Source organism: Bifidobacteriaceae bacterium (assembly GCA_031281585.1).
GTDB lineage: Bacteria > Actinomycetota > Actinomycetes > Actinomycetales > WQXJ01 > JAIRTF01.
This window is the reverse complement of the sequence record JAITFE010000022.1, coordinates 1-23258: the sequence shown is the minus strand read 5'-3', so window position 1 is coordinate 23258 and position 23258 is coordinate 1. Positions and strand designations below refer to the sequence as shown.

The following is a 23258-nucleotide window of genomic DNA, read 5'->3' as shown; positions in this document are numbered from 1 at the left end:
CACCGATGATTCGGCGGCCTTTGCCGGCGCTAGCCATCAGGGGCCTCGCTGACGTCTAGTCCAGGAGCAGCTTCTTCGATCGGTTGGCGTTTGGCGTCAATCGCTTGGTCACTTTCCGCATCTGCCTCTTTCTGAAGTCGGCGGTTGCGTTTTCTTGTCAGCATGCTTCCAAGCAGCGCTCCCAAAGCGCAGCGCCGGGCTTTCTCTTCTGTTGCCGGGGAGTCAGGCTTCTGGGGCTGATGCCGTTGCTCCGCACCTCCCGGTCGAGGCGTCTGGTGCCAATTCACGCGCTCATCCACACGAGGCGCGTCGACCGGTGCCGGGCGGCCGTGGGGCCCAGGGATGGCGGGCTGGGCACCGGCCAATGCTCGGCTGAGGACGCTCAACGCCACGTCCTCGTCCAAGTGCCGCAGGGCGTTTAGCAGCGCCGACACGTGAAAGCTGGCTTGGTCCACGGCGACGGAGCTGTCGGGGGTGCCCGAAAAGCTTGAACGGTCGGGCGCCAGCCAAGTCAGGAGCAACTCATCGGCGGCGCCTTCGGCCAAGAGGCGGCGCAGGGCATCTGAGGCCGCACGCCAGTCCTCAATTTGACCGGGATGCCGAAGCGTCGTTTTGATCAGGTCCTGTCTGAGTGCTGGTCTGGCCAGAAGCGCCGAATGCCGCCAGGCAGCAGAGCCCCAACCCAGCCACGCCGTGAGTGGCGCGGCCTCGGCCTGCGCCACAACCCATGTCTCGAGCGGAGAAGTCGCTGATGTGATTGGCGCAGCGGGTTGGGACAGTATGGAGGCGGCTTCTCGTGCCAGATCTTGAGGGGGGGTCCCCAACTCGATCATTGGCCTCAGCAAGTTGGTCGCCATGACAGGATCCAGGACTGAGAGCGCACCCTGCCAAGCCTCTTTCAAGGCAGTCAGCAGGAGGTTCCGGATGCGGGGGTCGAATCTTTGCCACGGGTTGGTCGCCCCGAAGCGTCCCTCGGCTATGCGGTCGGCAGTTTCCCGGACGAGCTCTGCCTGCCTTTGGGCTGGGCGATCGCTCAGCCCAGCCGTCTGATCAACCAACTCGGCGTCTGAGAGTTCCGCGCTCGGACGGTTGAAATAGATGCTCTCCCGCACCTCGGCGATCAACTCGTCGATGGTCGAGGCGTTCGAGTCGTTTGGGCTCCAGAAGCGGGCGGTTGCCAAGTCAGCTAGTAGGGTGGCACCGGTCGAACCATCCGATTGGGGCGGGTAGAGCAGGCTTGCTTCGCGGTCTGCGGCAATGAGCGGCTGTGCCTCAAACCATGGGGGGCGCAAGGGCTCCACTTCTGGCACCAAAATGGCTATGCCGGAACGTTGCGCTGCTTGCGGATTGTCGATGTAGGACGATAGGGACAAGCCAGCCGCCAGCCGCCAGGGAAGACTTCGAACGATTCCGGCGAGTAACTCGACCGATTCCTCGGCCGACGCGGTAACAACGAGTCCCTTACCCTGGTCGAGCGCGTCGAATAGACCACCCAACACGAAAGCCTCCACCATCCGTGGCTCGAACTGCTCTTCGCCCGGTTGCCAGTTGACTGGCTCGAGTCCGCGGGTAGCAGACATGGTGGGCTGCCAGACCTCTGTGCCTTCGGCCACACGGGCGGCCACCGCCACCGCTTCGGACGGAGTCAGGGTGCCGGAAGAGTCCACGAGCAGGCGGGCTTCATAATTACCGGGCCGGCCGTTGGCGTCGTCTCCGGCCGGGCGTTTCACCACGATGACGGACCCCCAAGGGTGCTTAGGGTGAAAGTCGAACGCCCAAAAGCCACTGCCGCGCGGATCTCGTCGCTTCGCGCCGAATCCGATCAGGCGCCGAAGCTCGTGGTCGCCGCCAGGGACGTCGGTGAAACCCCAGCCGGGACTGGTCGCCACAAGGCCAAAACCGGCCTCTCCCGAGAGTCCGGAGGTGGCGGATGAATAGACAGCTTGTTCAAAGCCGGGTCGGGTGGGTGGCATTGCGGTCATGGCTGTTTCTCCAAATCGGCTCCCCAACCGTGCATCCATAGAGCCATGGCGAACGGGTCTCCCGCTCTGTCGGGCGCGCCAGCCAGAGCAGGTACTGCGGCTTCCGGGCGTTCTGGCGGAGGTTCCTCCTCCTTGCGGGTTCCAGACACCGCCACGATTTGGTAGTCGGGGCAAAACTGAGAAGTGACCGACGCGATGCCCTCGGCGCCGGCACCCCTCATGAATTCGAAGAGAAGCAGGCTTTCTCTTTCCCACTGGGCGCGCAAGGCGTCTACGTTCTGCCGATTGGTGGCTTGTCCTGGCGGTGCCGCGCGGGCGAACCGGTACCGAGGGTTAAGGCATTCGTGGGGAAAGCCGTCTGGTCCCTTGTACACGTCGCACTTGGTCAGGGCCAGCACGACCAAACGCGGCTTGTCGATGGACTTGAACCGGCTGTTGAGCGTCGCGAGCCACTGGGCGTACGCGCCTTGCGAATCACGGCCGCCCGTCCTTGCGTCAGTTTCCGGATCCGTGCGGACGGATAGGTCGCTCGGCGGCACAGTGATGATCACCAGGTCGAGGAATGGCACGAAGGGCTGCGCCAGAACTTCGTTGACCGTCTCGAACATCTCTCCGGCCAAGTCCCACAGCATCAACGAGGCGCGCCTGCCGGTTTCGGGCTCGGTAATCGCGTAAATGCTGGCGCGGGCCGGGCCTCTCTCTGGACGCGGAGTGGCCTCCCGCGACCGGAAAACTGCCCTCCAGGTCTCCTCGGCGGCGTCGTCGATGTGAAAAGTCCACGGGCCAAACGGGAAACTGCGCTGGTGCTCGCGGAACCCCCAAACCAAGCTGGACTTGCCGGACCGGTGCGAACCCACGATGAGGGCCAGAAGCGCGGGTCCCTCGACCAACTGGGCACCGCACGGGTCTCCAGCGCGCTCGTTGGAGCAGTGAGGACGGGTGGGGGTCTCAATGGGATCGGGCCGTGTGGCGTAAACGGAGCCGTCAAGCCCAATCCAGTTGACATTGAGGCCTGCCGCGACGTCAACCGGCAGCGTGCAGTGGGGACACCTAGTCAATTCCCGCATCAATGAGTCCTTTGAGTCTGATCTCGCCCAGAATACTGTCCACGATCTTCTGGTCCGGAGCGACGTCGCTCTTGGAGTGGATTCCCGCAGTGGCCTGAGCGCGGCTGCTTCCGCCCTCGAAGTCGTGGAAATACCAAGCTTGGTACCATTCTGACTCCTCGCCCAGCGCCCACTGCTCCCATTGGCACCAACCACGGACGCCTGGCACCCAGTCTCGGGTCTCGCAAGCGGTAGAGATCACACTGTCGGAATCCGAGAGACGCAAGTTGATGGACAAATAGTTGTCTGCGCGGGTGCCGAGGCTGAGGTCGGTCCGGGCCAGAGCTCCCTCGGGAAGCTCAAACGGAGGGAAAGGCGGTGTGTCTGCGGAGACCGGTACTGTGAGCAATCCCGGGTCTAGACCCGCAGCCTTGATGGCGTCAACATCGCGGGCTATCCAGGCTTGGTCCAGGGTACTCAGATTCTTGGCCGTGACTCCAGCTAACAGCCGTTCGGCCTGGCGGTTGATCGCGTCCATCTGGGCGGGGCTGGCGCTCCGCACCGCAAGATGGGCGTAAACCATGGTGCTACTCGCGCAGGACGTGGTCTTGAGGCCGCAGGTCTCGCCTTGCCGGAGCACAAGGCGCCGAAGTTGGCTGGCTGTCCCATTTAGGACCCGCAGATTGGTGGACTGATCGAACCAAACGTTGCCGCCCAGCTTGACGTGGGCCCCGGCCTGGAAAGGTGCTCTGTCAGACGAGTCGGCAGCCTCATAGAAGGCCCGCGCAGCGATCGACTCTGATAGCTGCTGCCTATCAGTGGCGGCGTCCGCGTAGATTTCGGTCCAGGCCTTCGGCGGGGCGTAGTCGGGATAGAACAGCGGGGCTTGCCCCGAGGCGACATAGACCGTGGCCTCGGGATGGTTCTTCAGCTTGAACACGACGGTGGTAAGCCCGGTGGCCTCCTTGAAGTCCTCGCTGGTCAACTGCCGCACATCACGCAGGCCAAGTTCTTCGAGGAGAGGGTCTTCCGCCAGTTGTTCTGCGGTTGCTCGCACCCAATCCTTTGTCGGCTCGATGCATGCGGGGCCGAACTGGATGTCTCCTTCGGCGCAGCCGGCCGCTTCTGCGTACGGCAGCGAGCCAATTTGCCCCACCGATCCCGCCAGGATCCCAGCCGCCAGGATGATGTAGAACGGACCTAAGAGCACGAACGTGATCAGGCGCACTCCGGTCGGCGTCGACTTCCTCTTCGACATAACGTCCCAAAATGAGTACACAGCGCAACAAGCCGCTGCGCCCACCATGAATCCAGTGGGGAGCCGCCCCTCGGTCCAAATGCTGCTAATCCATGCGGCTGCCACGATCACCGTCGAGGCCAAGAAAGCCACGAGCCCAGCGAACCGCGGCTTTATTCCGGCCAATTCAGCGACCGCCCAGGCGAGGCCTGACGGGACGGCCAGCCAAAGCCACACCAGGACCCACTTGATTCCGGCACCCAGGCTTGGAAGCGCGATGAACTTGAGTCCTGACAGTGCCGGGTCAGGTGCAAAATAGGGGTTCTGGGGCCAGGGAGCGATCAGGCTGCCGAGCCGCGCCCAGCCCAGGAACAGCACCAGCGCGAGAGCGGCCGCTAAGGCTGGCGTTACCACCAGCCAGAATGTCCGCCTCAGGTGCTCATCTTTGGCGAGGCTGTAGCCAGCGCCGAGTGCGAGCATCATCCCGACGCCGATGAACACCAGGGTCGCGAGGCACCGCCAGAATCCCGTTCCACCCGGCAGCGGCCAACTAGCCAGCAACTCAAGCGCACGGGGACCGGCACCCGTGTGATCCAGCCCAAGGACCAGCGCGAGAAGCACAACTGTTGGCGACAACGAGAGCAGCACGGTGGGCCGTTGGGTAGAGCGTTGAGCGGGAGCCTTCGGCCCTGCTGTCTCGTCCTTGTCGCCGACAGGCGGCCCAAGAGACTCATGTGGAACCTCGGGCGGAGAAGGCGTTCCACCTCTTGCCTCTCGCCCTCTTGGCACGGGTTCGCCGACCTTTGGGTGCGGCTGGTGAGATTCGCCGGGGACAGCTGGGGCTTCCACGAATCGCCGCATTCGCTGGGGGGCATGCGATGGCCGGTTAGGCTCGGCGTCGGACGGCCGGACGGGAACCGATGGCACCCCAGGCCGCGCGAGTTGTTCCTTGACGGCGTCAAGGAACTCCTGGTTTGACAGCCTTCCCGGTTCTCGGCTAGACATCGCCGTGCCTTGGGGGCGTCCGGAGGGAGTCCGACGGTTGCCCCAAATCCTTCTTTAGGCGCATGGCGTCTTGGCCGGTGAGGATGCCGATTAGAGCGAGCAAGTCGCCAAGCGCCGGCAACCCAGATTCCAAGGCAAACGCGTCGATCAACTGGCCCAGATGATCCCGAAAGTCAGGGGATACCAGCCCCGCCATCGCAGAGTGGTCAGCCTTGAATCCGTAGCTGGCGCGCAGTTGTGCCCGGTTCGGGCGGGATTCCAACTTGAGGTCCGGGATCTGCAGATGGTCACCTGAACTGATCTCGTAGTATGGACTGGCGCCGCCGGAGGCTACGACGTGCGCGGCGATCGCGACCGATCCGATTTCGGAGGTGAGCGTTGGGGTATGCGAAATCTGCAGAAGGTAGGGAACGTGAAGAGCGGGAACCCCCACATTCGTCCCTTCCGAAAAGCCCGATTGCCTCATCGCGTCCCCGTACGCCCTTCCCATGTCGATCAGAACCAAGTCGTCCATTCCCAGGGTTCTGGTGCCCGCGGGTTCGATTTGACAGATATTGGAGATGTGGATGTCCCGGTGGATCCCCTTTTCTATCCGGTTGAGTTCTGTCACTGCCTGGGTCCCCGACCACAGCACGGCCCTTGCAAGGGCCGTGCGGTTGTCGATGGGGTCTGCGCCTTGGTTGATCTGATCCATTAGGTCCGCCACGGTGGGACCGTACCGGCGGACGATGAACGCCGTGTTGTTGCCGATTGAGCTTTTCCCGAGGCAGATCTCAAGATGGCGCGGCGCGGACCAACCATTCTGACGGGACTCGAAAGCCGCTTGGAAAGCGGCCGCCTCCCCGTGCGTATCCCAGGAGAGGATAGAGACGATCTTGGCGAGTACTGGTGTGCGTGCTTGGTCGAGGCGCTGGCCGTTGGGCAGGGTTATTTCGACTTCCCAGATCCTCGAGCGGGGGTCGGCAGCATTCCAAGGAGAAAGAGGTTGACCTGTCAACGTGCCGGTACAACCTGCGAGTTCATAGTCGGCCACAGTGAATGACTTGCCTGGCTGAATGGCGCCAGCGGGCAGAGGGTTCATTGGCGGGGGACTTTTGGTTCGGCTGCGTGAAGCTCAGCCAGGGCGCCAAGTAACTGTTGTTCGCAGTGTTCGACCAATGACGGTTCGATCAGGCCGGCCTGGGCCGCCAGCATGCCAATGTGGCGAGCGAGTTTCGGGCCTGTCCAGCCGTGCTCTTGAGGTGACCTAGCCCATTGCGCGATCTGTGGCTCGTCGAGGACGAGCCCTGTCAGGGTCTCCACGTCTGCACTGAGTTCAGACCGGGGTATCCGCTCCGATATCCAGCCAAGCACCGAACTTGTCCGCTCCAACTGCCTTCGAGAATGACAGGCCGGGACGGGTCCGTTTTCCAAGACCGTCCGCAGTTCACCGGCCGTGGCGCGGTTGGATGTGTCTGCCGCGATGCGGTGGGCGGCCGCCAGCACCGCCAAGGACACCTTCGGTCTGGTGAGGCGGCCGGACTCGTTGTCGAAGTCTTCCGCGTGGTCGATCGCCCTCTTAGTGGGCGGTCGCAGTCTGTCCGCCACACCCGCCGTTAGAATGGGGGGCTGGCCCGCTCCGATGCCAAACGGGGAGACGTTCTCTACCTCCAAGACTGATGTGTCGACGCCTTCGGCGTCAGTTAGTGTCTTGGATCCGTACACTTTGACCGACGCGCCGGGCGGAAACCGATACCAAACGTCCGCACTTGGGTCCGAATCCAAAGTTTTGTCGCCCAGGGACGTGGTTAAGCGGGCTTCCCATTCGTTTTGGTTGCTGAAAGCCGCGCACACCTCGACCCAGTGGCCGGATCGAGTTGCAACCACGCGGAGACCGAGCAGACGGCGAGGGACGTTTTCCATAGTCTTTCGGTCCAGAAGACGCAGGAAGCGTGTGGGGTTGCTTGTCACCAGGGACTGGACGGGGGGGAGGAGCGGCACCGCGTCCTCTGCGGGCGTGGCCAGGCGTCCAACACGGATGGTCCCGCCGTTTGCGGACCACGGAATCCTGACTGGCTCGGGCGCGCCGCGGGGGGCGGGGTCGCGGCCAAGACGAAACACCAGGTTGACCGCTGGGCGATCTTGGCCGGACATCGCTGCGCCTTTCAGAGCTATCCCGGGGAATGGCTGTTCGCCGGGCATTCGGGGGAAGCGGCGACCGACTCGCCGATCGCCGCTGTGTCAGCCAAGATGTTACCGGCTAACGCCAAAGCCGGGTTGCCGGTGTTATCCGCAGTGTCTAGCACCCTCACCACAAGCACGTAGCGGGAGTCGAGAACGGCGACAGCCCAGCGGTCCACCCTTGTGGCCGTGCCGGTGGCATCCGTCGCCACCTCGGCGGTGCCTGTCTTGGCGGCGAGGTCGCGGCCGCTCAATTCGGGGTGCCCCAGAACTAGGGATCGCGCAGTGCCGAAGGGGGCGGTGATGGCAGACCGCATCCCAGACAGGACCTGGGCCGATGCGTCAGCCGAAGGGCTAGCGCCGAACTGTTCCCAGCTGACGGCCCTGTACTTGCCTTCCTGGCATACGCCTGCCGCGAGGTGGGCCAACGGCACCGGTTCGCCGGGATGCTCGGTTCCCCGCACCAACGACACGTAGGCGGCGGCCAACGACAGGGGGCTGGCGGTGACCGACTCCTGCCCGATTGACGTGCGCGCCAGCGCCGGAGAGGTGTTCCCGTCCGCGGTTGCCAGGGATCCCAAACCCGTGGTTAGGCGCGGACGGGCGGAAACGTCCGCGACGTCGTATGAAAGCTCCGAGTCTGCGCCGAAATGCGTGTTCACGTAATCGGCCAGGCGGCCGGCACCCGCCGCGATGGCGTAGTCGGCCGCCACCGTGTTGCAGGAGGCCGCCAAAGCGGTGCCCACCGAACCGTCCGGGCACCGCGCGCCGCTGGCATTGACCATCCCCTCGCCCGTCTCCGGGTCGGTCACCAGTCTGTCGAGCGCCCGACTCGGCGTGGGCACCCCGAGGTCCACTGCCGCCGCCATGATCAGCGGCTTGAAGGCCGAACCGGGCGGCGTGGCGAGACGCCACGAGTCAATGGCGGGCCATGGGGCGGGAGGCGGGGCCGCAGGATCGATTTCTAGAGAATTCGGATCCGCCACCCCTCCTGAATACAGTCCGAGAATCTCGCCGTTGGTGGCGTCAACGTAGGCAGCGGATACTTGGCCGGGCCGCAGGTCGGACGTGGCTATGGCTCGCGAGATGGCCGTCTGCGCAATTGGGCTGATTGTTGACACCAGGTCGACAGGCAAACACGGCACCGGATGTATGGCAGTTGCCAACCAGTCGCTGAGATCGGGTTCGTTGCCGCATGTCAGAAGAGGGGATGTCTCCAGGCCATAACGCGACCAGAGGCGACGCCCCGAATCTGACTGTACCCAGATGCTGCCTCCCAGGTCGGCGTATAGGCTCTGCGTTGGGTAGGTCCGCGATTCGTCGGGGCCAGTCGTCGCGACAACTGATCCGTCGCGCGCCAACAGGTCGCCGATTGGCCGGTAGGTTGCGAGAGCGCCCCGGCTTGGGGTAAGGCAAGCCATGACTATCCCGTAGACCACCAGCCCGGCCGCCACCGTCCTGGCCCAGACTGGCGCGCGCCAGGCCTGGTGGCGGACAGTTGCCGGGCCAGTGTCTCCTTGGACGAATCCAACGATCACGCCGACCAGCAACCCACTGGAGATGATTGAGGATCCCTTGAGCACCAAGAACGGGGCGCTGATCCCAGTAAGTGGCAGAATCCCAAGGCCGCCCAGCGCCGCTACCAACAACCATGTGATGCTCAGAGCCGCTAATGCGCGGGTGACCGCTTCCGTTTGCGCCCGCATTCGAACTCGACCGGCAGCACCTAGTTGAGCCAGCGCCACCAACACCAGAGCCACCAGCCCCAAGGCGGGCAGGAGGCCGAGGTCGGCTGCGATCGAAGCGAGCGCGTAGTCGGAATCTGCCGCATATATGCCGGACCCGAAAGCGCCGGTCCCCCATCCCCGACCGATCAGTCCGCCCTCGGCGGCGGCGATGCGGGCCATCTGGGTCTGCAAAGTGGCGGTGGACAGGTCTGCGGCCCGCCAGTCGGCGAGCCGCGCACTGACAGTGCTTGAAGACGTTACGGCTCCGATGCCGACTGCCGCGACCACGGCCGCAGTCAAGGTCAGAGCGACCGGTTGCGGGGAGCGCGTTCGACGGCGGCCTGGCGGTTCGGAATCAGCGGGCTGACGGGCGCGGACAGCCGTCCAGGTCGCAACACCGCACGCCAGGAGCGTGATGGCGGTCGGGCCGGTGTCCAGCGCCATTCCGCAGACAACGTAGACCGCGAAGAGCAGCGTCGCCGCCTTCGGCAGGGGATTCCCGAGCCCAGATCGCCCCCCGGCGGCCAACACGCCCGCCACCAGCGCCGCGCCAACCACCAAGGCGATCCGGGTGAACTCCCCAACCTGAATGCCTCCCGCGACGGGCAGCGGCAGGAACCCTGTCTTGATGCGGTCCCATCGGTAACCCGAGGGCAGCGCCAGAGCCGTCACGAGCCCGAACCGCAGCGCTGTGGCGGCGGCGATCAGCGTGCAGCCGACTTTCATCCGCCAGGATCCATCGTCTATTCGAGACCTCCACACAAGGCGGCAGCCACCTGTGCCGCAGGCACAGGCGACCAGCGCCACCGCCACGTACATCACGATTTCCTTGGCAAGATCGTGGCCAAAACGAGTTTGAAGGCCAGCGGTCGCTCCGCCGGCCCCGAACAGTGCGATGACTTGGTAGGTGAACGGTCTCGCTACGGTTCCTACCGCCAGGCCACCCGTCGCCACGAGCATGCCAAACCCGGCCCTCAACGAACCATCCGCCCCGGCCAGGGAGGCGGCGGCCGCGAACCCCGCGAACGCTGCGGCCAATGGCGGCCCCCAGATCGATTGCTTGGAACTCATGGCCGGTGAGACAGCGGTGCAAGGGTGATCGCCAGCTCGCCATCGCAGTCGCAGGACAAGCGGATTGGCAGGGCCAGCCTGGATGTTCCTGAGAGCTTGACCCAGCCAGAGCCGTTCCTCTCCAGCCACAGGCCGCCGCTCGAGTGGTCGGTGACTGTGAGCACGTCGTCCTCCAGCGTCAGCGCGGCGTGATCGCGGGATGCGTAGTAAGCCGCAACCGGGATTTCGCAGGCCGGCGACCGGCCGACACGTACCGTGCGGCCGGGCTCCAATGTGTAGCAGGCGGGTTCCCGCCCAGGCTCGGTCACGACTGCGGTGACAAGGCCGTTGGTTGATTCGGACGCCCTGACGCGGGGAGACGTGACGACAATGCCGACCGAATCGTTCGGCGTGCTGACCGCGCTGGGGGCGTGGGACGGGGCAGGCGGGGAGTAGGCGGTGGCGAAGCCCGGGGTCGCGGTCCCTGTCGCCGAGTCCGCGACCTTCTCCGAGGCCGGAAACGACGGCATCGGCGGCGCGTCGGCGGCGACCTGCCGGGCGGGGCTGCCCGCGCGGTTCCAGCGGGGCCTCTGGCTCGGATCCGCTGACAGGTACACATCGGGCTTAGTGCCCACGGGTCCGTCTGAGACCTCCAGCACCACGACGTCGGCTCCCGCGAAAGTCGACCCTCTCGGTGCCGCCGCCTTGTCGCCTAGGTCGCGAATCAGGTCGTGGAGCCGTTCGTTGACCTGGCGTTTTGACGATCGCAGCACCGCCCCGTGGTCAGGATCTACCAGAACGTGCGTGTAGAGGGTGGGCACCGGGATTTGGGGGTCGGCGGCGTAGTCCCGAATCCAGTCGACAGCCCGCTCGGCTATGAATTCGGTCAAGCTCTTGATTTGCGGTGTATTGATCCCGAGATGGGGAAGAAGGGGACGGTGCCCCTCCCTATTCGAACGGAAATAGAAGACCACTGCGGCTATTGCTGCCACCAGCAACAGAAGCCAGAGCGTGTGGGTGGTGCCGGGGACCTTTTCCATCGGTGTTCCTTTCGTGGGTGCTGGCCGGGTGCCAGCGGCATCAGTCAACGCGCGGGCCGCCCTCGGGGCGAGTTGACGCGTCCCCAGGGACGCCGCGCATTGGTAGTCCCCCAGGCCCGGCCTACCGTGGCTGCGAACCGGGACCGACGATGAAGGAGAAACCCATGGCCAACGACAGTATGAGACCGCAACGGCCGAAGCGTGCGGCTCGGCGATCCACGGAAAGCCGGGATCGCGTCTGGCTGGCGCCCAGTCCGGCCCACCGCGCGCCGCGCGTGGACCGTTGCTCAGCTGGCTCGAAGGTCCGCTACCCGGACGTTTCCGCGGCCAAAGAAGCGCTCTTGGGAATCAAGTACGAGCGCCAGGTTGCTGCCACGCTCGGATTGGAATCCAGGCGCCTTGAGCGACGGGTATACCAGTGCCCTTCCTGTTGTGGCTGGCACCTGACGTCCAGCTCATCGGATGGGCGCCGCTCGGCAGTAGCGACTGCACGCCCAGGGTCAACCTGGCGTGCGCCGGTGTCGCGACATCAAGGTGGCGGCCAGCCCCGAGAAGCTCGGCCGGGCATGAGCTTTTCCGCGCAGTGGGGCCAAATCGACCGTCCACCAACGTCATGACACATCAGACAACCCCCTCGCCTCCATGAAGGGATGTGGAACACCCGGAAGGTGCCGGGAGAGGCGACCAGACGGCATCGGCGGCATTGAAAACTGCTCTCTGCGGCGCCGGTGCCTCTCTCGAGGACGCGACGTTGCTGCGGGGGCCGCGTCCGGTGCTAGCCGCGCACGTCCGGCCCCGGCGTTTTGACGAAAAGGACCGTCCCCGCGACATTGGTCCTTAGAGGGGGAGCCAGGTTATGGCCGCTGGGGGGAGCGAGACCCGGTGGGTGGCACCGGACGGGGTTGTGAAAGTCGCTTGTTGGGGGGAGTCGGTGTTGTTGGACGCCGCCAGCCAGCCTGCGCCCGGATAGGCCGCCACCTCCACATTGACGTTGTCCGGGAGGAACGGGACCGCGGGAGCGTTCAAGCGCATGCCCCACAGCAGGACGCGGTGCGCCAGCCGCGCGTTCACGGCTGAGTAGGGCAGGCCCGCCAAATACGCCGAGCGGCCCGCGCCGTACTCGTTGACCGCCAGTTGCACGTCGCCGCGATCCTGCCGCACCACCGTCGCACCCAGCTCGGAGGCGTGGACAAAGCGGACCGAATCGGGCAAGTCCAGGTCCGCCGGCGCGTCCGAGGCGACCCAGTGCAACGGGTCAAGCCGGGGATACCAGTTCGTGGACAGCGAGAACCCGACCTCTTGGTCAACCCCCAACACGTCCCCCAATTGGAAGGTCCGCCCGCCTCTGACCAGCGCAGACGGCTGTCCCACCCCCAGGAAGAAGCCGCCGGCGGCGGTCCAGGACCGCAGCAAAGACACCAAAGACGAATCCGCCCACACCGGGCCGCCGGAAAACGAGGTCCCCGCCGGCCCCGCGTTGATCACGCAGCCCACGTCATCCGGCACGCCATCAGCTAGGACCTCGGCGAAACTCAGCCAGGTCACATCGAACGGCAACCCGGCCAGCGCCTCCAGCAGCCCGGCATAAGGCTCCGTGAACCGGTACGGCTTGCCGTGCGCCACCGTGTAGGCCAGCCACGCCCGCAGCGGACCCCATTCGTTCAACACCGCGACCCGGCCGCCCTGGGTCCACGGCCGTTCCCCCTGGGAACGCGAATGGATCTCCCGGAATTCGGACGCGACCCGCGCGGCCACCGCCACAAAATCCGGGTAGGCGGCCGCCAGCGACGGATACCCCCCGTACCCAATCCGGTCCACGGGATGCCGCAACATGGCCCGCCGAGCCCGCAGCCAGGACGAAAGCGCCTCGCCCGCCGGGTCCCCGCCCGGCCGGAACACGTCCGGGAAGAAGTACGGCAGCAGCCGCCCCTCCGTGTACCGGACGCCGGGGATGTCCGCGATCATCCGCAAAGTGGCGCCGTCCCCCACCGAACCGACCACGGCGTCCAGCCCGATCGACGCGAAATCCGGCCCGTACGGCTCTGTGCCGATCCATTGGTCGCCCAAGAACATCATCGCCTCGCGCCCGGCCTGATGCACCTCCGCGACCAGCTCTTTCGCTCCCGCCGTCACCACCCGGCGGACAAACGCCAGCCAGTCCCGCCAGCGCGGCGTGAGCGGCCGCCCGGTCGCGTGGTAGTAGCCCTCGTCAACGAAGTCCTCCGGCGTCAGCCGGTACCCGAACTCCTCCTCGAACTGGGTCAGCGCGGCCGGCGACACGGTGGCGGCGTACCCGAACCAGTCCACGTGCTTCTCTTCCGCCTGGTCGTTGTAGATCAACGTGAATTGGTAAAAGAACGTGGTGAAGCGCACCACGGTGGTCTTGGGGTTGTCCGCCAGCCACGTCCGCAGCTTGGCCAGATTGTGCTCGCGGGTTTCGGCGTGGAAGTTGTCGTAGGCCGGGTCGTGCGGCTTGTCGCCCCAACTGTTCGTCAGGTGGTTGTACATCTGGACGGGCTCCCAGATGTTCCACGCCAGGAAAGCGACGGTGTACTCGTGGTACGGCTGGGCTCCGGTCACCCTCACCGTCACTTTCGGCTCGCCCTGCCCGCCCGGACAGTCCGCCACGTCCACGCTCCAGCCGTCCACCGGGTGCACGATGCCGTCCGTCCGGTCCCGCACCTCCCACCAAGTTTTCGGGTAGTGCTCAAGGTCCACCCTGAACTGCTCGTGGTAGAAGCCCGCCAGCGGCTCCAGTTCGAGCTCGGCGGCGGTCGCGGTGACCGGGCGGGACAGCAGGTACAGCTCCTGCACCTGGTCCGGGTGGGCGCCGGCCCAGGCGCGGTCGCCGCGGTTGACGAAATACTTCGAGTAGACGGCCAAACCCAGGTCGCGCAACTCGGGAGGCACTTCGGTGCCGTCGGAGTTCCGGACGGCATCGGCCCCCAAAGCCTCCAGCAACTCGTAGCATGCCGCCTCCGCGCCGACTTCGGTCGGCAGGGTGACGCGGCCTTCGGAGCGGCGGGCGGGGGCGTGGGCGGAACCGGGCTGGTCGACTGGTTCGGTGTGGGTGTTGTCCACGTTGCTGGCCTCTCGGTTCGGCGGTTTCTTACTTGATGGCTCCCGCGGCCAGGCCCTTGGACCAGAAGCTCTGCAGCGACAGGAACAAGATGACGATCGGCAGGACGGACACCAAGGCGCCGGTCACAACCGTCGAATAGCCCACCGGATTGCCGCGCAACTGCTGCCAGGCGATCAGGCCGACCGTGACCGGCTGGAGCCGGGCGTCCGCCAACATCAGCGACGGGAGCAGGTAGTTGGTCCAGATCGAGACGAACTGGAACAAGAAGATGGTCAGCATGGCGGGCGCCATCATCTTGATGCCGACCTTGAAGAAGATCCGCAGTTCGCCGGCGCCGTCGATCCGCCCGGCCTCGATCACCTCGTCCGGCACCGATTCGGCCGCGTAGATGCGGGAGAGGTAGACGCCGAACGGGCTGACGATGCACGGGATGAAAACGGACCAGAAGGTGTTGATCAGGCCGGACCCGGAGAACATCAGGTAAAGCGGGATGGCGAAGATGGGGGCCGGGATGAAGACGGCGGCGAGCACCGCCCCGAACACCGCGCCCCTTCCGGGGAAGGGGTATTTGGCCAGGGCGTAGCCCATCATGACGGAGATCAACGTGGAGACCAGCGCGCCGCCCACGGCGTAGGCCAGCGAGTTGCGGATCCAGAACAGGAAGACGCCGTTCTGGGCCTGGAACAAGGTGCGCAGGTTCTCAACTATGGAGATGTCGGTGAACCAAAAGCCGCTGCCGGTGAACAAGGTGCCGTCCGGTTTGGTGGCGCCGACTATCAGCCACCAGACCGGCGCCAAGCAGTACAGCGCGAACAGGGTCATGACGAACATGACCACGGCTTTGGAGGTGGGCGAAATCCGTTGCAAAGGTGTGACCGAATGGCTCATGACGGATCCTTCTGCCTGGTCAAACGGAAGAACAGGGCCGAACACAGGCCAATGAAGAGCGCCAGGATGACCGCCTTCGTGGCCGAGTACGGGAAGTTCGACGTCAGCGTTTTGAGCGCCGACATCAGGGGTGTGTAGTCGCTGGACAGGTTCGGGGCGATGGCCTTCATGGTGACCGGCTCGTTGTAGAGCTGGGCGGTGCCGATGATTGAGAAGACCGCCGTCAGGATGATCGCGGGCCGCACCATGGGCACCTTGATCTTCCAGGCCGCGTTCCAGCCGGAGCAGCCGTCGATCGCGGCCGCCTCGATGACCTCGGGCGGGATGGACTGCAGCGAGGAGTAGATGATGATCATGTTGTAGCCGGTCCAGGCCCAGGTCAGGATGTTCATGATGGAGAACGGCAGCACGCCGTCCCGTGTGAAGTCGACGTTCCAGCCGAGCGCCTCAAAGCCCCGCACTATGGGGGAGAGGCTGGGGGCGTAGAGGAACGACCACATCAGGCCGGCGATCACTCCGGGCAGGGCGTAGGGCAGGAAGTAGATGATCCGGTACGCCTTGGTACCGGGCGCGATCTTCGAGTCGATGAACAAGGCCAGCACCAATGCCAGGACCAGCATCACGGGCACTTGGATCACGCCGATGAACAGGACCCGGCCAAGCGAGCCCATGAACGCCGGGTCCTCAAAGGCCCTGGCGTAGTTGGCGAACCAGGCGAACTTCGGCTCTGCCGCGGTCAACCCCAGGCCGGAGCGGGAGACGGTGAAGAGCGACTGATAGACGGAATAGCAAATTGGGATTATGTAGACGGCCAGGAACAGGGCCAGGAAGGGCAGCGCGAACGGCCAAGCACGGCGGATGGCGGTGCGGGCAGTCCGGTGGCCCGCGCGCCGGGGTCGGCGCACGGGGCCGGCGTTCGCGAGCGGCCCAGGGGGCGCTTTGGTAATCACAGCCACAGGTCTCACCTTTCGATCCGGACCGGGTCTGATAAGGGCCGGGGGCGGGACACCGCTTGAACGGCCGTCCCGCCCCCGGTTGGTTGGGCGTTACTTCTTCAGGGCGTAACCCTGCGCCTCGATCTCATCGACCGTCTTTGTCTGCGCCGACTTGAACGCGTCCGCGACGGTGCCGGACTTGTTGGCGACCTTGCCCAGGCCGTCCGCCAGCGCGGAGCTGGTCACGGTCATGACCGGTCCCCACTGCCAATCCGGGTTGACCTTGGCTGACTCCTTGGCGAAGACCTCAAAGATCGCCTGGCCGCCAAAGAACTCGCGGCCTTCCTTCATGACCGGGAGCGCCTGGCCCGCTGTCGAGGCCGGGTAGAGCCCGCCCTCGTTGATCATCAGGTTGAGGGAGTCGGCGTTGGTCGACAGCCAGAGGGCGGCCTCGGCGGCCTCCTTCGGGTTCTTGCATCCCTTCAGCACGGCGTTGGGCGAACCGCCCACGTTGCCGACCTCGTCCGACCCGGCCCACCGGGGCATTGGGGCGACGGCCCACTTGCCAGCCGAATTCTTGGCCTCGCTCTCGAGGATGCCGGCGGTCCAGACCGCGCCGACCTCGGCCAGGACGGTGCCGTCAGACCAGGCGGCGTTGAGGGCGGCGTCCCAGCTGGGGAATGTGGAGACAATTCCCTCGTCCACCATCGACTGCCAGAAGTCGGCGACCTTGATGTTGGCGGACGAGTCGATTGTGACCTGCCAGGCGTCATCGGCGGCGGAGAACCAGCGCGCGCCGGCCTGCCAGGAGTAGCCCGAGAAGTTGTAGGCGTCGGTGGGCAGGTTGGCGATGTACTTGGTGGCGTCCGCGGCGTGCAGTTTCTGGCCCGCGGCCTTGAACTCGTCCCAGGTGGTCGGCACGGTCAGGCCGAACTGTTCGAACAGGTCCGCGCGGTAGAACATGCCCATGGTGCCGGAGTCGACCGGGATGCCGTAGATCTTGTCGCCCAGCGAGACGGTCTTCCAGGCCGCCTCTGGGAAGTCGTCCTTGGCACTGGTGACGTATTGGCTGACGTCCTCGAGGGCGCCTTGGGCCAGGAAGCTGGTGAATGTCTCCGCGCCCACCTGGCCCAGGCAGGGCGCGTTGCCCGCCTTGACCGCGGTCAACATTTTGTCGTAGCCGCCCTGGCTGCCGGAGCTGATCTGCTCGAACTTGATTTGAACATCCTTGTGGGCGGCGTTGAACGCCCCCGCTGCCGCCTCGTAGCCCGGCGCCCAACCCCACCAGGTGACCGTGACGGGTTCGCCGCCCTTGGCCGGCGTCTTGTTGTTACCCGTTTCGTTTTCTTTTGTTCCGCCGCACGCGGCCAGGCTGAGCGTGAGCACAGCTGTTCCAGCGATGACTGCGGCGGCCTTCCCCGATAACCTCATTGTTTCTCCTTCCGGAAGCGGACCCTAGCCGACGTGAAAACCGGCGGCCCGCACCGAGCTTCATTTGTCCAAATGCCGCCTAGGACGTCGTGAGCGATTACGCGCGATTCACGGCAAGATAGAGCAGCCGTAAGCAATACTTGCGCAGGGCCAAGCACGGCGTCAAGCGGATTGAGCGGTTTTCGCCTGTGATGTTGGTCACAGGTCCGTTTAACCTAGTCGCAGCGGCCAGTTCGGCGGCCAGACGGTGCCCGACAAGGGCTCGCGGGCGTGTTCGAGCCGGCCAAAATGTGATCCAAACCACAAAATCACTCACCGCCACGCAGATTCACCGACGAATCGCCGCGAGCAAGTGTGCGCGTACGCGAGCAGATTTGACGAAAACGATCAAGGGCTGTAGTTTCGAGCCTGTTCAGTTCGCAGCGTGGCCCCAGGCGCGATCTACCTACGACGGAGTGGATTACATGACAGGGACCACGGGACGGCGGCTCCGCCGCAGCCTGGCGGCCGGCGCCACAACACTGACGGTCATTTTGGCCGGCGCCATGCCCGCACTGGCTGACCCCATACCTCACGAGATTGACTACAAGCAGTACGCCGTGGTGGCGTTTTCCAGCGAATCCGCCCCCTGGCCGGGACCCGGCTACAAAGACGGCACGGCGTTGGGCGCCATCGACGGCGACTACACCTCGCAGTGGAGCTGCCTCTGCCCCACCGGCGGGCAGTGCACGCTGCCGGCCTGGGTCACCATTGACGTGGGCGGCAGCTTCGACCTGACCGGCGTGCTCTACTCGGTCAAAGCCCAAAACAACGGCCCGATCAAGGACTACGCGGTCTACGTGACCGACGACAAGACGGTGGCCGAGACGAACGACGGCTGGGACGCCCCGGTGGCCGAGGGCACCATGGACTACGGCTCAACCAACCGCCCCAGCGCGCACTCTGTGGTTTACCCGGTGGACTTCGCCGCGCCCGTCAAAGGCCGCTACGTCAAGTTCGAGGCGGCCAGCACCTACAACACCAGCTGGGTGGCAGCGATCGGCGAACTTAGGGCCATGGCCATAGGCGACACTACGCCAACCCAGCCGCCCGGCCCGCCGGTGACAACGGCCACGCCCAAAGAGCTGACCAACGGCAAGGGCCTGAAGGTGACGGTCGCCGAGGAGTTCCCGCAGGTGGTCGAATACGAACTGGGTGCCAAGACCATGGCGGGGCAAGACGCCGTCCTGGACACCTTCTCGATCGGCCCGCGCGGCTCAATGAAGGACTACACGGCCACCACGGTGCTGGAAAGCTCGACGACGGCATCGGCGACTTGGAAGTCCACACTGGCGGAACTGGACAACCTGGCGATCACCTCGACGATCGCGGTGAAAGACGACAACACGGTCGAGTTCACCATCGACAAGATCGAGGGCGCGAAGGCCAACCTTGTGGACCAAATCGCGATCCCGGACCATCGCCTGCTGACGGTGACCTCCGACCAAGGCGACGCGGAGCTTGACCGGACGGTCATCTCGGCCGACTCGACCGTCAAATCCGACGCCTACATCAAGATCACCGGGTCCGCCAAACCGGACGGCGCCGTTGTGGGGACGCCTTACGGGTTCATCACGGGCGGCGGGCTGACCGGCTCAATCATCACGAACGCGACCGGCGACATGCGCGAGGAGAACGGCGGCGGCTGGGACCATCGCCTGGAGACGCGGATCAGCGCGGCCGGCGCCGGCGTGGTGCAAGCCGGGCTGTGGGTTGGGCCGTGGACGGTCTGGGCAAAGGCCGCGAGCACGGCGGACCCGCCGGCCAACCCCGACCCCCGTGTGATCCCCTACGAACTGCCGCGCGCCACAATTCTGCTGGCCACGGACGAGGCGGGGAACAAGAACGGCGTTACCGACTGGCAGGACGGCGCCATTGTCTACCGCTCGCTGATGGAGCGCCCGCTGGGGCACGAACGGGTGGCGGACCGCGTGGTTCAGCGCATCCCGTTCAACTTCGGGGCCACCGCGACCAACCCGTTCCGCAAGACTTTGGACAACATCCAGCGGATCGCCATGACCACGGACGGCTTGGGCCAGTGGGTGCTGGAGAAGGGCTACCAGGCCGAAGGCCACGACTCGGCCCACCCGGATTACGGCGGCAACTTCAATGTCCGCGCCGGCGGCCTGGAGGAGTTCAACCACCTGATCGCGGAGGGCAAGAAGTACAACGCCGACTTCGCGGTCCACGTCAACCTGTCCGGCGCCTACCCGGAGGCGAACCACTTCGCCGAAGATCTGATCAAAGGCCAGGGCCTGGGGTGGAACTGGCTGGGCGCAGAAGTGTCGATCGACCAGACCTACGACCTGGCGTCCGGCCAGGCCCTCGACCGTCTGAAGGAGCTCAGGGACGAATCGCCCCAACTGGACGGCGTCTACATTGACGGCTACCTTTCCTCCGGCTGGGTCTCAGACGCGCTGGTCAAGAACCTGTGGGCACCCTCCCAAGGGATCGGGTTCGAAGTCGCGTCCGAATGGTCCTACGCCTTTGAGGGCACCTCCACCTGGTCGCACTGGTCGGCCGACAAGAACTACGGCGGCAAGACCAACAAGGGCCTGAACTCCGACATGCTGCGGTTCATAGCCAACACCGACCGCGACATCTGGAACACCGACCCGCTGCTGGGCGGCACCGCGATCGTGGACTTCGAAGGCTGGACCGGGCACAGCTCCTGGAACGACTTCTACAAGAACATCTGGGCGAACAACGTTGTGACCAAGTTCCTCCAGCACTACGAGTTGATGGAATGGGACGTCGACAAGACGGCGTCCCTGAGCGACGGCCAGGTCGAAGTGACCGCCGCTATAGAGGACGGCCAGCGCGTCGTCAAAATGGACGGCGCGGTTGTGGCCCGCGGCGACTCTTATCTCCTGCCGTGGGGCGAATCCTCGACCCCGGCCGGTGTGACCAGCCCGTCCAACCCGGTCAAAATGTACCTCTACGTGCCCGCGGGCGGCACCACCACCTGGCCGTTGACCAGCGCGTTCGCCGGTGGTTCCGCTTTCGAGCTGTTCAAGTTGACGGATCAGGGGCGGGTCAAGGTCTCAACCGTGACCGCCCAGGGCGGCAGTGTCACGGTCGCCGCAGAAGCGGGCGTCCCCTACGTGCTCGCGCCGGTGGGCGGCGCGGTGGCGTTGCCCGCCGCCTCCTATGTTGGCGAGCACGGCGTGGCGGACCCGGGCTTCAACTCCGGTTCGCTGGCCAAATGGAACCCGACCGGCGGCGCCGCTTTGTCCCGAACCGACAAAGGCGACAACGTGGTTCTGCTGGGCGCTGAGAACTCTTCGATTTCTCAGACCGTCAAGGGCCTGCAGCCGGGCGGACGCTACACGTTCGGGATTGACGTCGAGATTGAAAAGGGCCAACGCCGCGCAGTCACCATTGCGGCCGGCGGCACCCAGCGGACCTTCGACATCTCGCCGCTGAAGAACCTGATTGCCGCAGACGCGCGCGTCCAAACCTACGGGCAGCGCGCGGTTGTCCACTTCACCGCTCCCGACTCCGGCGAGGTGACGGCGAAGGTTTCCGCGAAGGCTGGCGCGGCGCGCGTGTTGTTGGACGACGCCCGCGTTTTCGCGGACACCACGCGGGTCGCCTCCGGGACCACGGCGGTTGGCACCGAGTTGGTTTGGGCCGACTTCGAGGGCAACCAGCCCGGTTGGGGACCGTTCATCCACGGCGACGCCGGCGGCCAAACCGACCCGCGCACCGTCATCTCGAAACTGAACGAGCCGTTCACCCAGCACGAGTGGAAGAACAAGAACCAGCCGTTCACCACCGGGCCGCAAAAGGGCCTGGCGGTCGACGACGTCATCGACGGTCTTTACTCGCTCAAGTCTCATGAGGAGCGGGCCGGCCTGGTCTACCGGACCGTGCCGTCCACGGTGACCATTCCGGCGGGGCACAAGGTCCGGGTCGAGTTCGACTACCAGACGTCCTTCCCGAACACGTACGCCTGGGTGCGTGGCGTGGACAAGGTTGGCGGCGGGTTCCTCAGTTCCACGGAGCTCTTGGTGACGCCGTTGGCCGCGACCGTCAATCCGGTTCAGACCGCAGACCACGTGGAGGAATACGTGGCCGGTTGCGGCGACCCGTGGGTTGGGCTGCGCAAGCTCACCGCCGAGAACGACAAAGCCGACTTCATGCTGGACAACTTCAAGATTGTTGACCTGGGAGAATCCGATCAGCCTGCGGTGTGCGCGGTTCTGCAATCCCCGGACGGCGCTTTCTTGAGCCCCGGCTCGAACCGGATCACCACCTCGTTCACGAACGTCGAGGCGACTGCGGCCCAGAACCTGGTCATGCGCTTGATCGGCCTGCCGGAAGAGTGGACGGTCGAGGTGGCCCAGGAGAACGGCAACCACTTCGATTCGGTCGCCCCCGGCGCCACGGCCAAGACTTCGTGGCTGGTGAAAGTGCCGGTCGAAGCGGCCGGGACCAGTGTGCCGTTCGAATTCGACGCGACCTATTTCAACGGCTGCGCGGTCAAGGTCGCGCGGTCTGGCGTTGACGCCGCGGTCGGGTTGGACGGGGTGATCCCGTCCGCGACCTTGAAGGCGACCGCGGACGAGCAGCAGTCGACTTCCGGTGCTGAAGGGCCGGCGTCCAACGCCGTTGACGGCGACCCGTCCACCATCTGGCACACCAAGTGGTCCGGCGGCGCCAAGGACAACCACTGGCTGCAACTCGATCTTGGCGTGGTCGGAACGGTCAAGGGGCTGGGCTACCAACCTCGGCAGTCCGGCAACAACGGCTGGATCAAGAATTACAAGATCCAAGTGTCGCTGGACGGCTCAAACTGGACTGAAGCCAAAGCGGGCGCCTTCGACACGGGTGACAGCCGGGCCATGCAGGTGGTCATGTTCACCGCCGTCCAGGCCCAATATGTGCGCCTGGTCGAGTTGACCGAGAAGTCGGGCGGCGGTTACGGCTCGGCGGCCGAGGTCCGCTTGTACGGTTCGACCACCCTGGACGAGGCGGGCTTCCCGCCCGCCGAGCGGGCCGAGGACGACCCGTCTTCCTGCCAGCCGCCGGCCGTGCCCGCGATGTCCCATGCCAGTTCGGTTGAACAGGGTGCCCAGTTGACGGTGGACCTGACCGGTTTCACCGCCGGCGACCAGGTCACAGTGGTGATCCACTCCGACACGGTGGTGTTGGGCTCCACGGCGATCGCGGCTGACGGCACCGGCACGGTCACGGGCACCATCCCGGACGACCTGGCCACGGGCCCGCACACGGTCCAGGCCATGGTGGACGGCGAAGTGGCCGCCACGGGCGTCTTCGAAGTCAGGGCCAAATCCGGCGGCGGCGACCAACCCGGCGGCGGGGACCAGCCCGGCGGCGGCGACCAACCCGGCGGCGGGGATCAACCAGGCGGCGGAGACCAGCCCGGCGGCGGCGACCAACCCGGCGGCGGGGACCAACCCGGCGGCGGGGACCAACCCGGCGGCGGCGACCAACCCGGCGGCGGCGACCAACCCGGCGGCGGCGATGAGCCTGGTGGCGGGGACCAGCCCGGCGGCGGCGACCAACCCGGCGGCGGCGACCAACCCGGCGGCGGCGACCAACCCGGCGGCGTAGACCCACCCGGCGGCGAACACCCCGGCGGCGGGGGGCAGCCGGGCGGCGGGGAACAC

General features: G+C 65.6%; 12 protein-coding genes. 1 reads left to right on the top strand and 11 read right to left on the bottom strand.

The genetic code is table 11. The annotated features are described in order from the left end of the window. Positions 1–29: 29 nt before the first annotated feature. The 11 genes from LBC97_01915 to LBC97_01865 form a co-directional block, all read right to left on the bottom strand. Complete coding sequence (locus tag LBC97_01915) at positions 30–1982, bottom strand: hypothetical protein (GenBank protein ID MDR2564817.1); 1953 nt, start codon at positions 1980–1982, stop codon at positions 30–32. Then, the gene (locus LBC97_01910; GenBank protein MDR2564816.1) at positions 1979–3049 is read right to left on the bottom strand and encodes a GTPase domain-containing protein; all 1071 of its coding nucleotides are present in this window, start codon (positions 3047–3049) and stop codon (positions 1979–1981) included. Before LBC97_01910 ends, LBC97_01915 begins: the two co-directional genes overlap by 4 nt. Then, positions 3033–4913: an APC family permease gene (locus LBC97_01905; protein MDR2564815.1), complete on the bottom strand. Its 1881-nt coding sequence runs from the start codon at positions 4911–4913 to the stop codon at positions 3033–3035. The genes LBC97_01910 and LBC97_01905 overlap by 17 nt, the downstream gene beginning before the upstream one ends. Positions 4914–5262: 349 nt before the next feature. Continuing rightward, positions 5263–6303: a hypothetical protein gene (locus LBC97_01900; GenBank protein MDR2564814.1), complete on the bottom strand. Its 1041-nt coding sequence runs from the start codon at positions 6301–6303 to the stop codon at positions 5263–5265. Positions 6304–6347: 44 nt separating this feature from the next. Continuing rightward, entirely contained in the window at positions 6348–6857 is a 510-nt protein-coding gene (locus tag LBC97_01895; protein MDR2564813.1) for a hypothetical protein, read from the bottom strand. Between the two features lie 563 nt (positions 6858–7420). Beyond that, positions 7421–10228, bottom strand: coding sequence for an FtsW/RodA/SpoVE family cell cycle protein (locus tag LBC97_01890; protein MDR2564812.1), 2808 nt, complete (start codon positions 10226–10228; stop codon positions 7421–7423). Continuing rightward, positions 10225–11247, bottom strand: coding sequence for an FHA domain-containing protein (locus LBC97_01885; GenBank protein MDR2564811.1), 1023 nt, complete (start codon positions 11245–11247; stop codon positions 10225–10227). Before LBC97_01885 ends, LBC97_01890 begins: the two co-directional genes overlap by 4 nt. 837 nt (positions 11248–12084) lie before the next feature. Continuing rightward, entirely contained in the window at positions 12085–14328 is a 2244-nt protein-coding gene (gene gnpA, locus LBC97_01880; GenBank protein ID MDR2564810.1) for a 1,3-beta-galactosyl-N-acetylhexosamine phosphorylase, read from the bottom strand. Between the two features lie 28 nt (positions 14329–14356). Beyond that, positions 14357–15217 carry a carbohydrate ABC transporter permease gene (locus tag LBC97_01875; GenBank protein ID MDR2564809.1) on the bottom strand — a complete coding sequence of 287 codons (861 nt, stop codon included), beginning with the start codon at positions 15215–15217 and terminating at the stop codon, positions 14357–14359. Beyond that, on the bottom strand, positions 15214–16173 hold the full coding sequence (locus LBC97_01870) for a sugar ABC transporter permease (protein MDR2564808.1): 960 nt from the start codon (positions 16171–16173) through the stop codon (positions 15214–15216). Before LBC97_01870 ends, LBC97_01875 begins: the two co-directional genes overlap by 4 nt. A gap of 90 nt (positions 16174–16263) precedes the next feature. Continuing rightward, positions 16264–17583, bottom strand: a complete 1320-nt coding sequence (locus LBC97_01865; protein ID MDR2564807.1) for a sugar ABC transporter substrate-binding protein — start codon at positions 17581–17583, stop codon at positions 16264–16266. A 464-nt stretch (positions 17584–18047) separates the two neighbouring features. Between LBC97_01865 and LBC97_01860 the strand changes: the two genes are divergently transcribed. Further along, a partial coding sequence (locus LBC97_01860) for an endo-alpha-N-acetylgalactosaminidase family protein (GenBank protein MDR2564806.1) occupies positions 18048–23258 on the top strand: 5211 nt, incomplete at its 3' end.

Excerpts from the sequence above, each read along its gene's own strand:
- LBC97_01865 (MDR2564807.1), bottom strand. The coding sequence starts at position 17,583 with ATGAGGTTATCGGGGAAGGCCGCCGCAGTCATCGCTGGAACAGCTGTG.
- LBC97_01890 (MDR2564812.1), bottom strand. The coding sequence starts at position 10,228 with ATGAGTTCCAAGCAATCGATCTGGGGGCCGCCATTGGCCGCAGCGTTC.
- LBC97_01875 (MDR2564809.1), bottom strand. The coding sequence starts at position 15,217 with ATGAGCCATTCGGTCACACCTTTGCAACGGATTTCGCCCACCTCCAAA.
- LBC97_01885 (MDR2564811.1), bottom strand. The coding sequence starts at position 11,247 with ATGGAAAAGGTCCCCGGCACCACCCACACGCTCTGGCTTCTGTTGCTG.
- LBC97_01910 (MDR2564816.1), bottom strand. The coding sequence starts at position 3,049 with ATGCGGGAATTGACTAGGTGTCCCCACTGCACGCTGCCGGTTGACGTC.
- LBC97_01915 (MDR2564817.1), bottom strand. The coding sequence starts at position 1,982 with ATGACCGCAATGCCACCCACCCGACCCGGCTTTGAACAAGCTGTCTAT.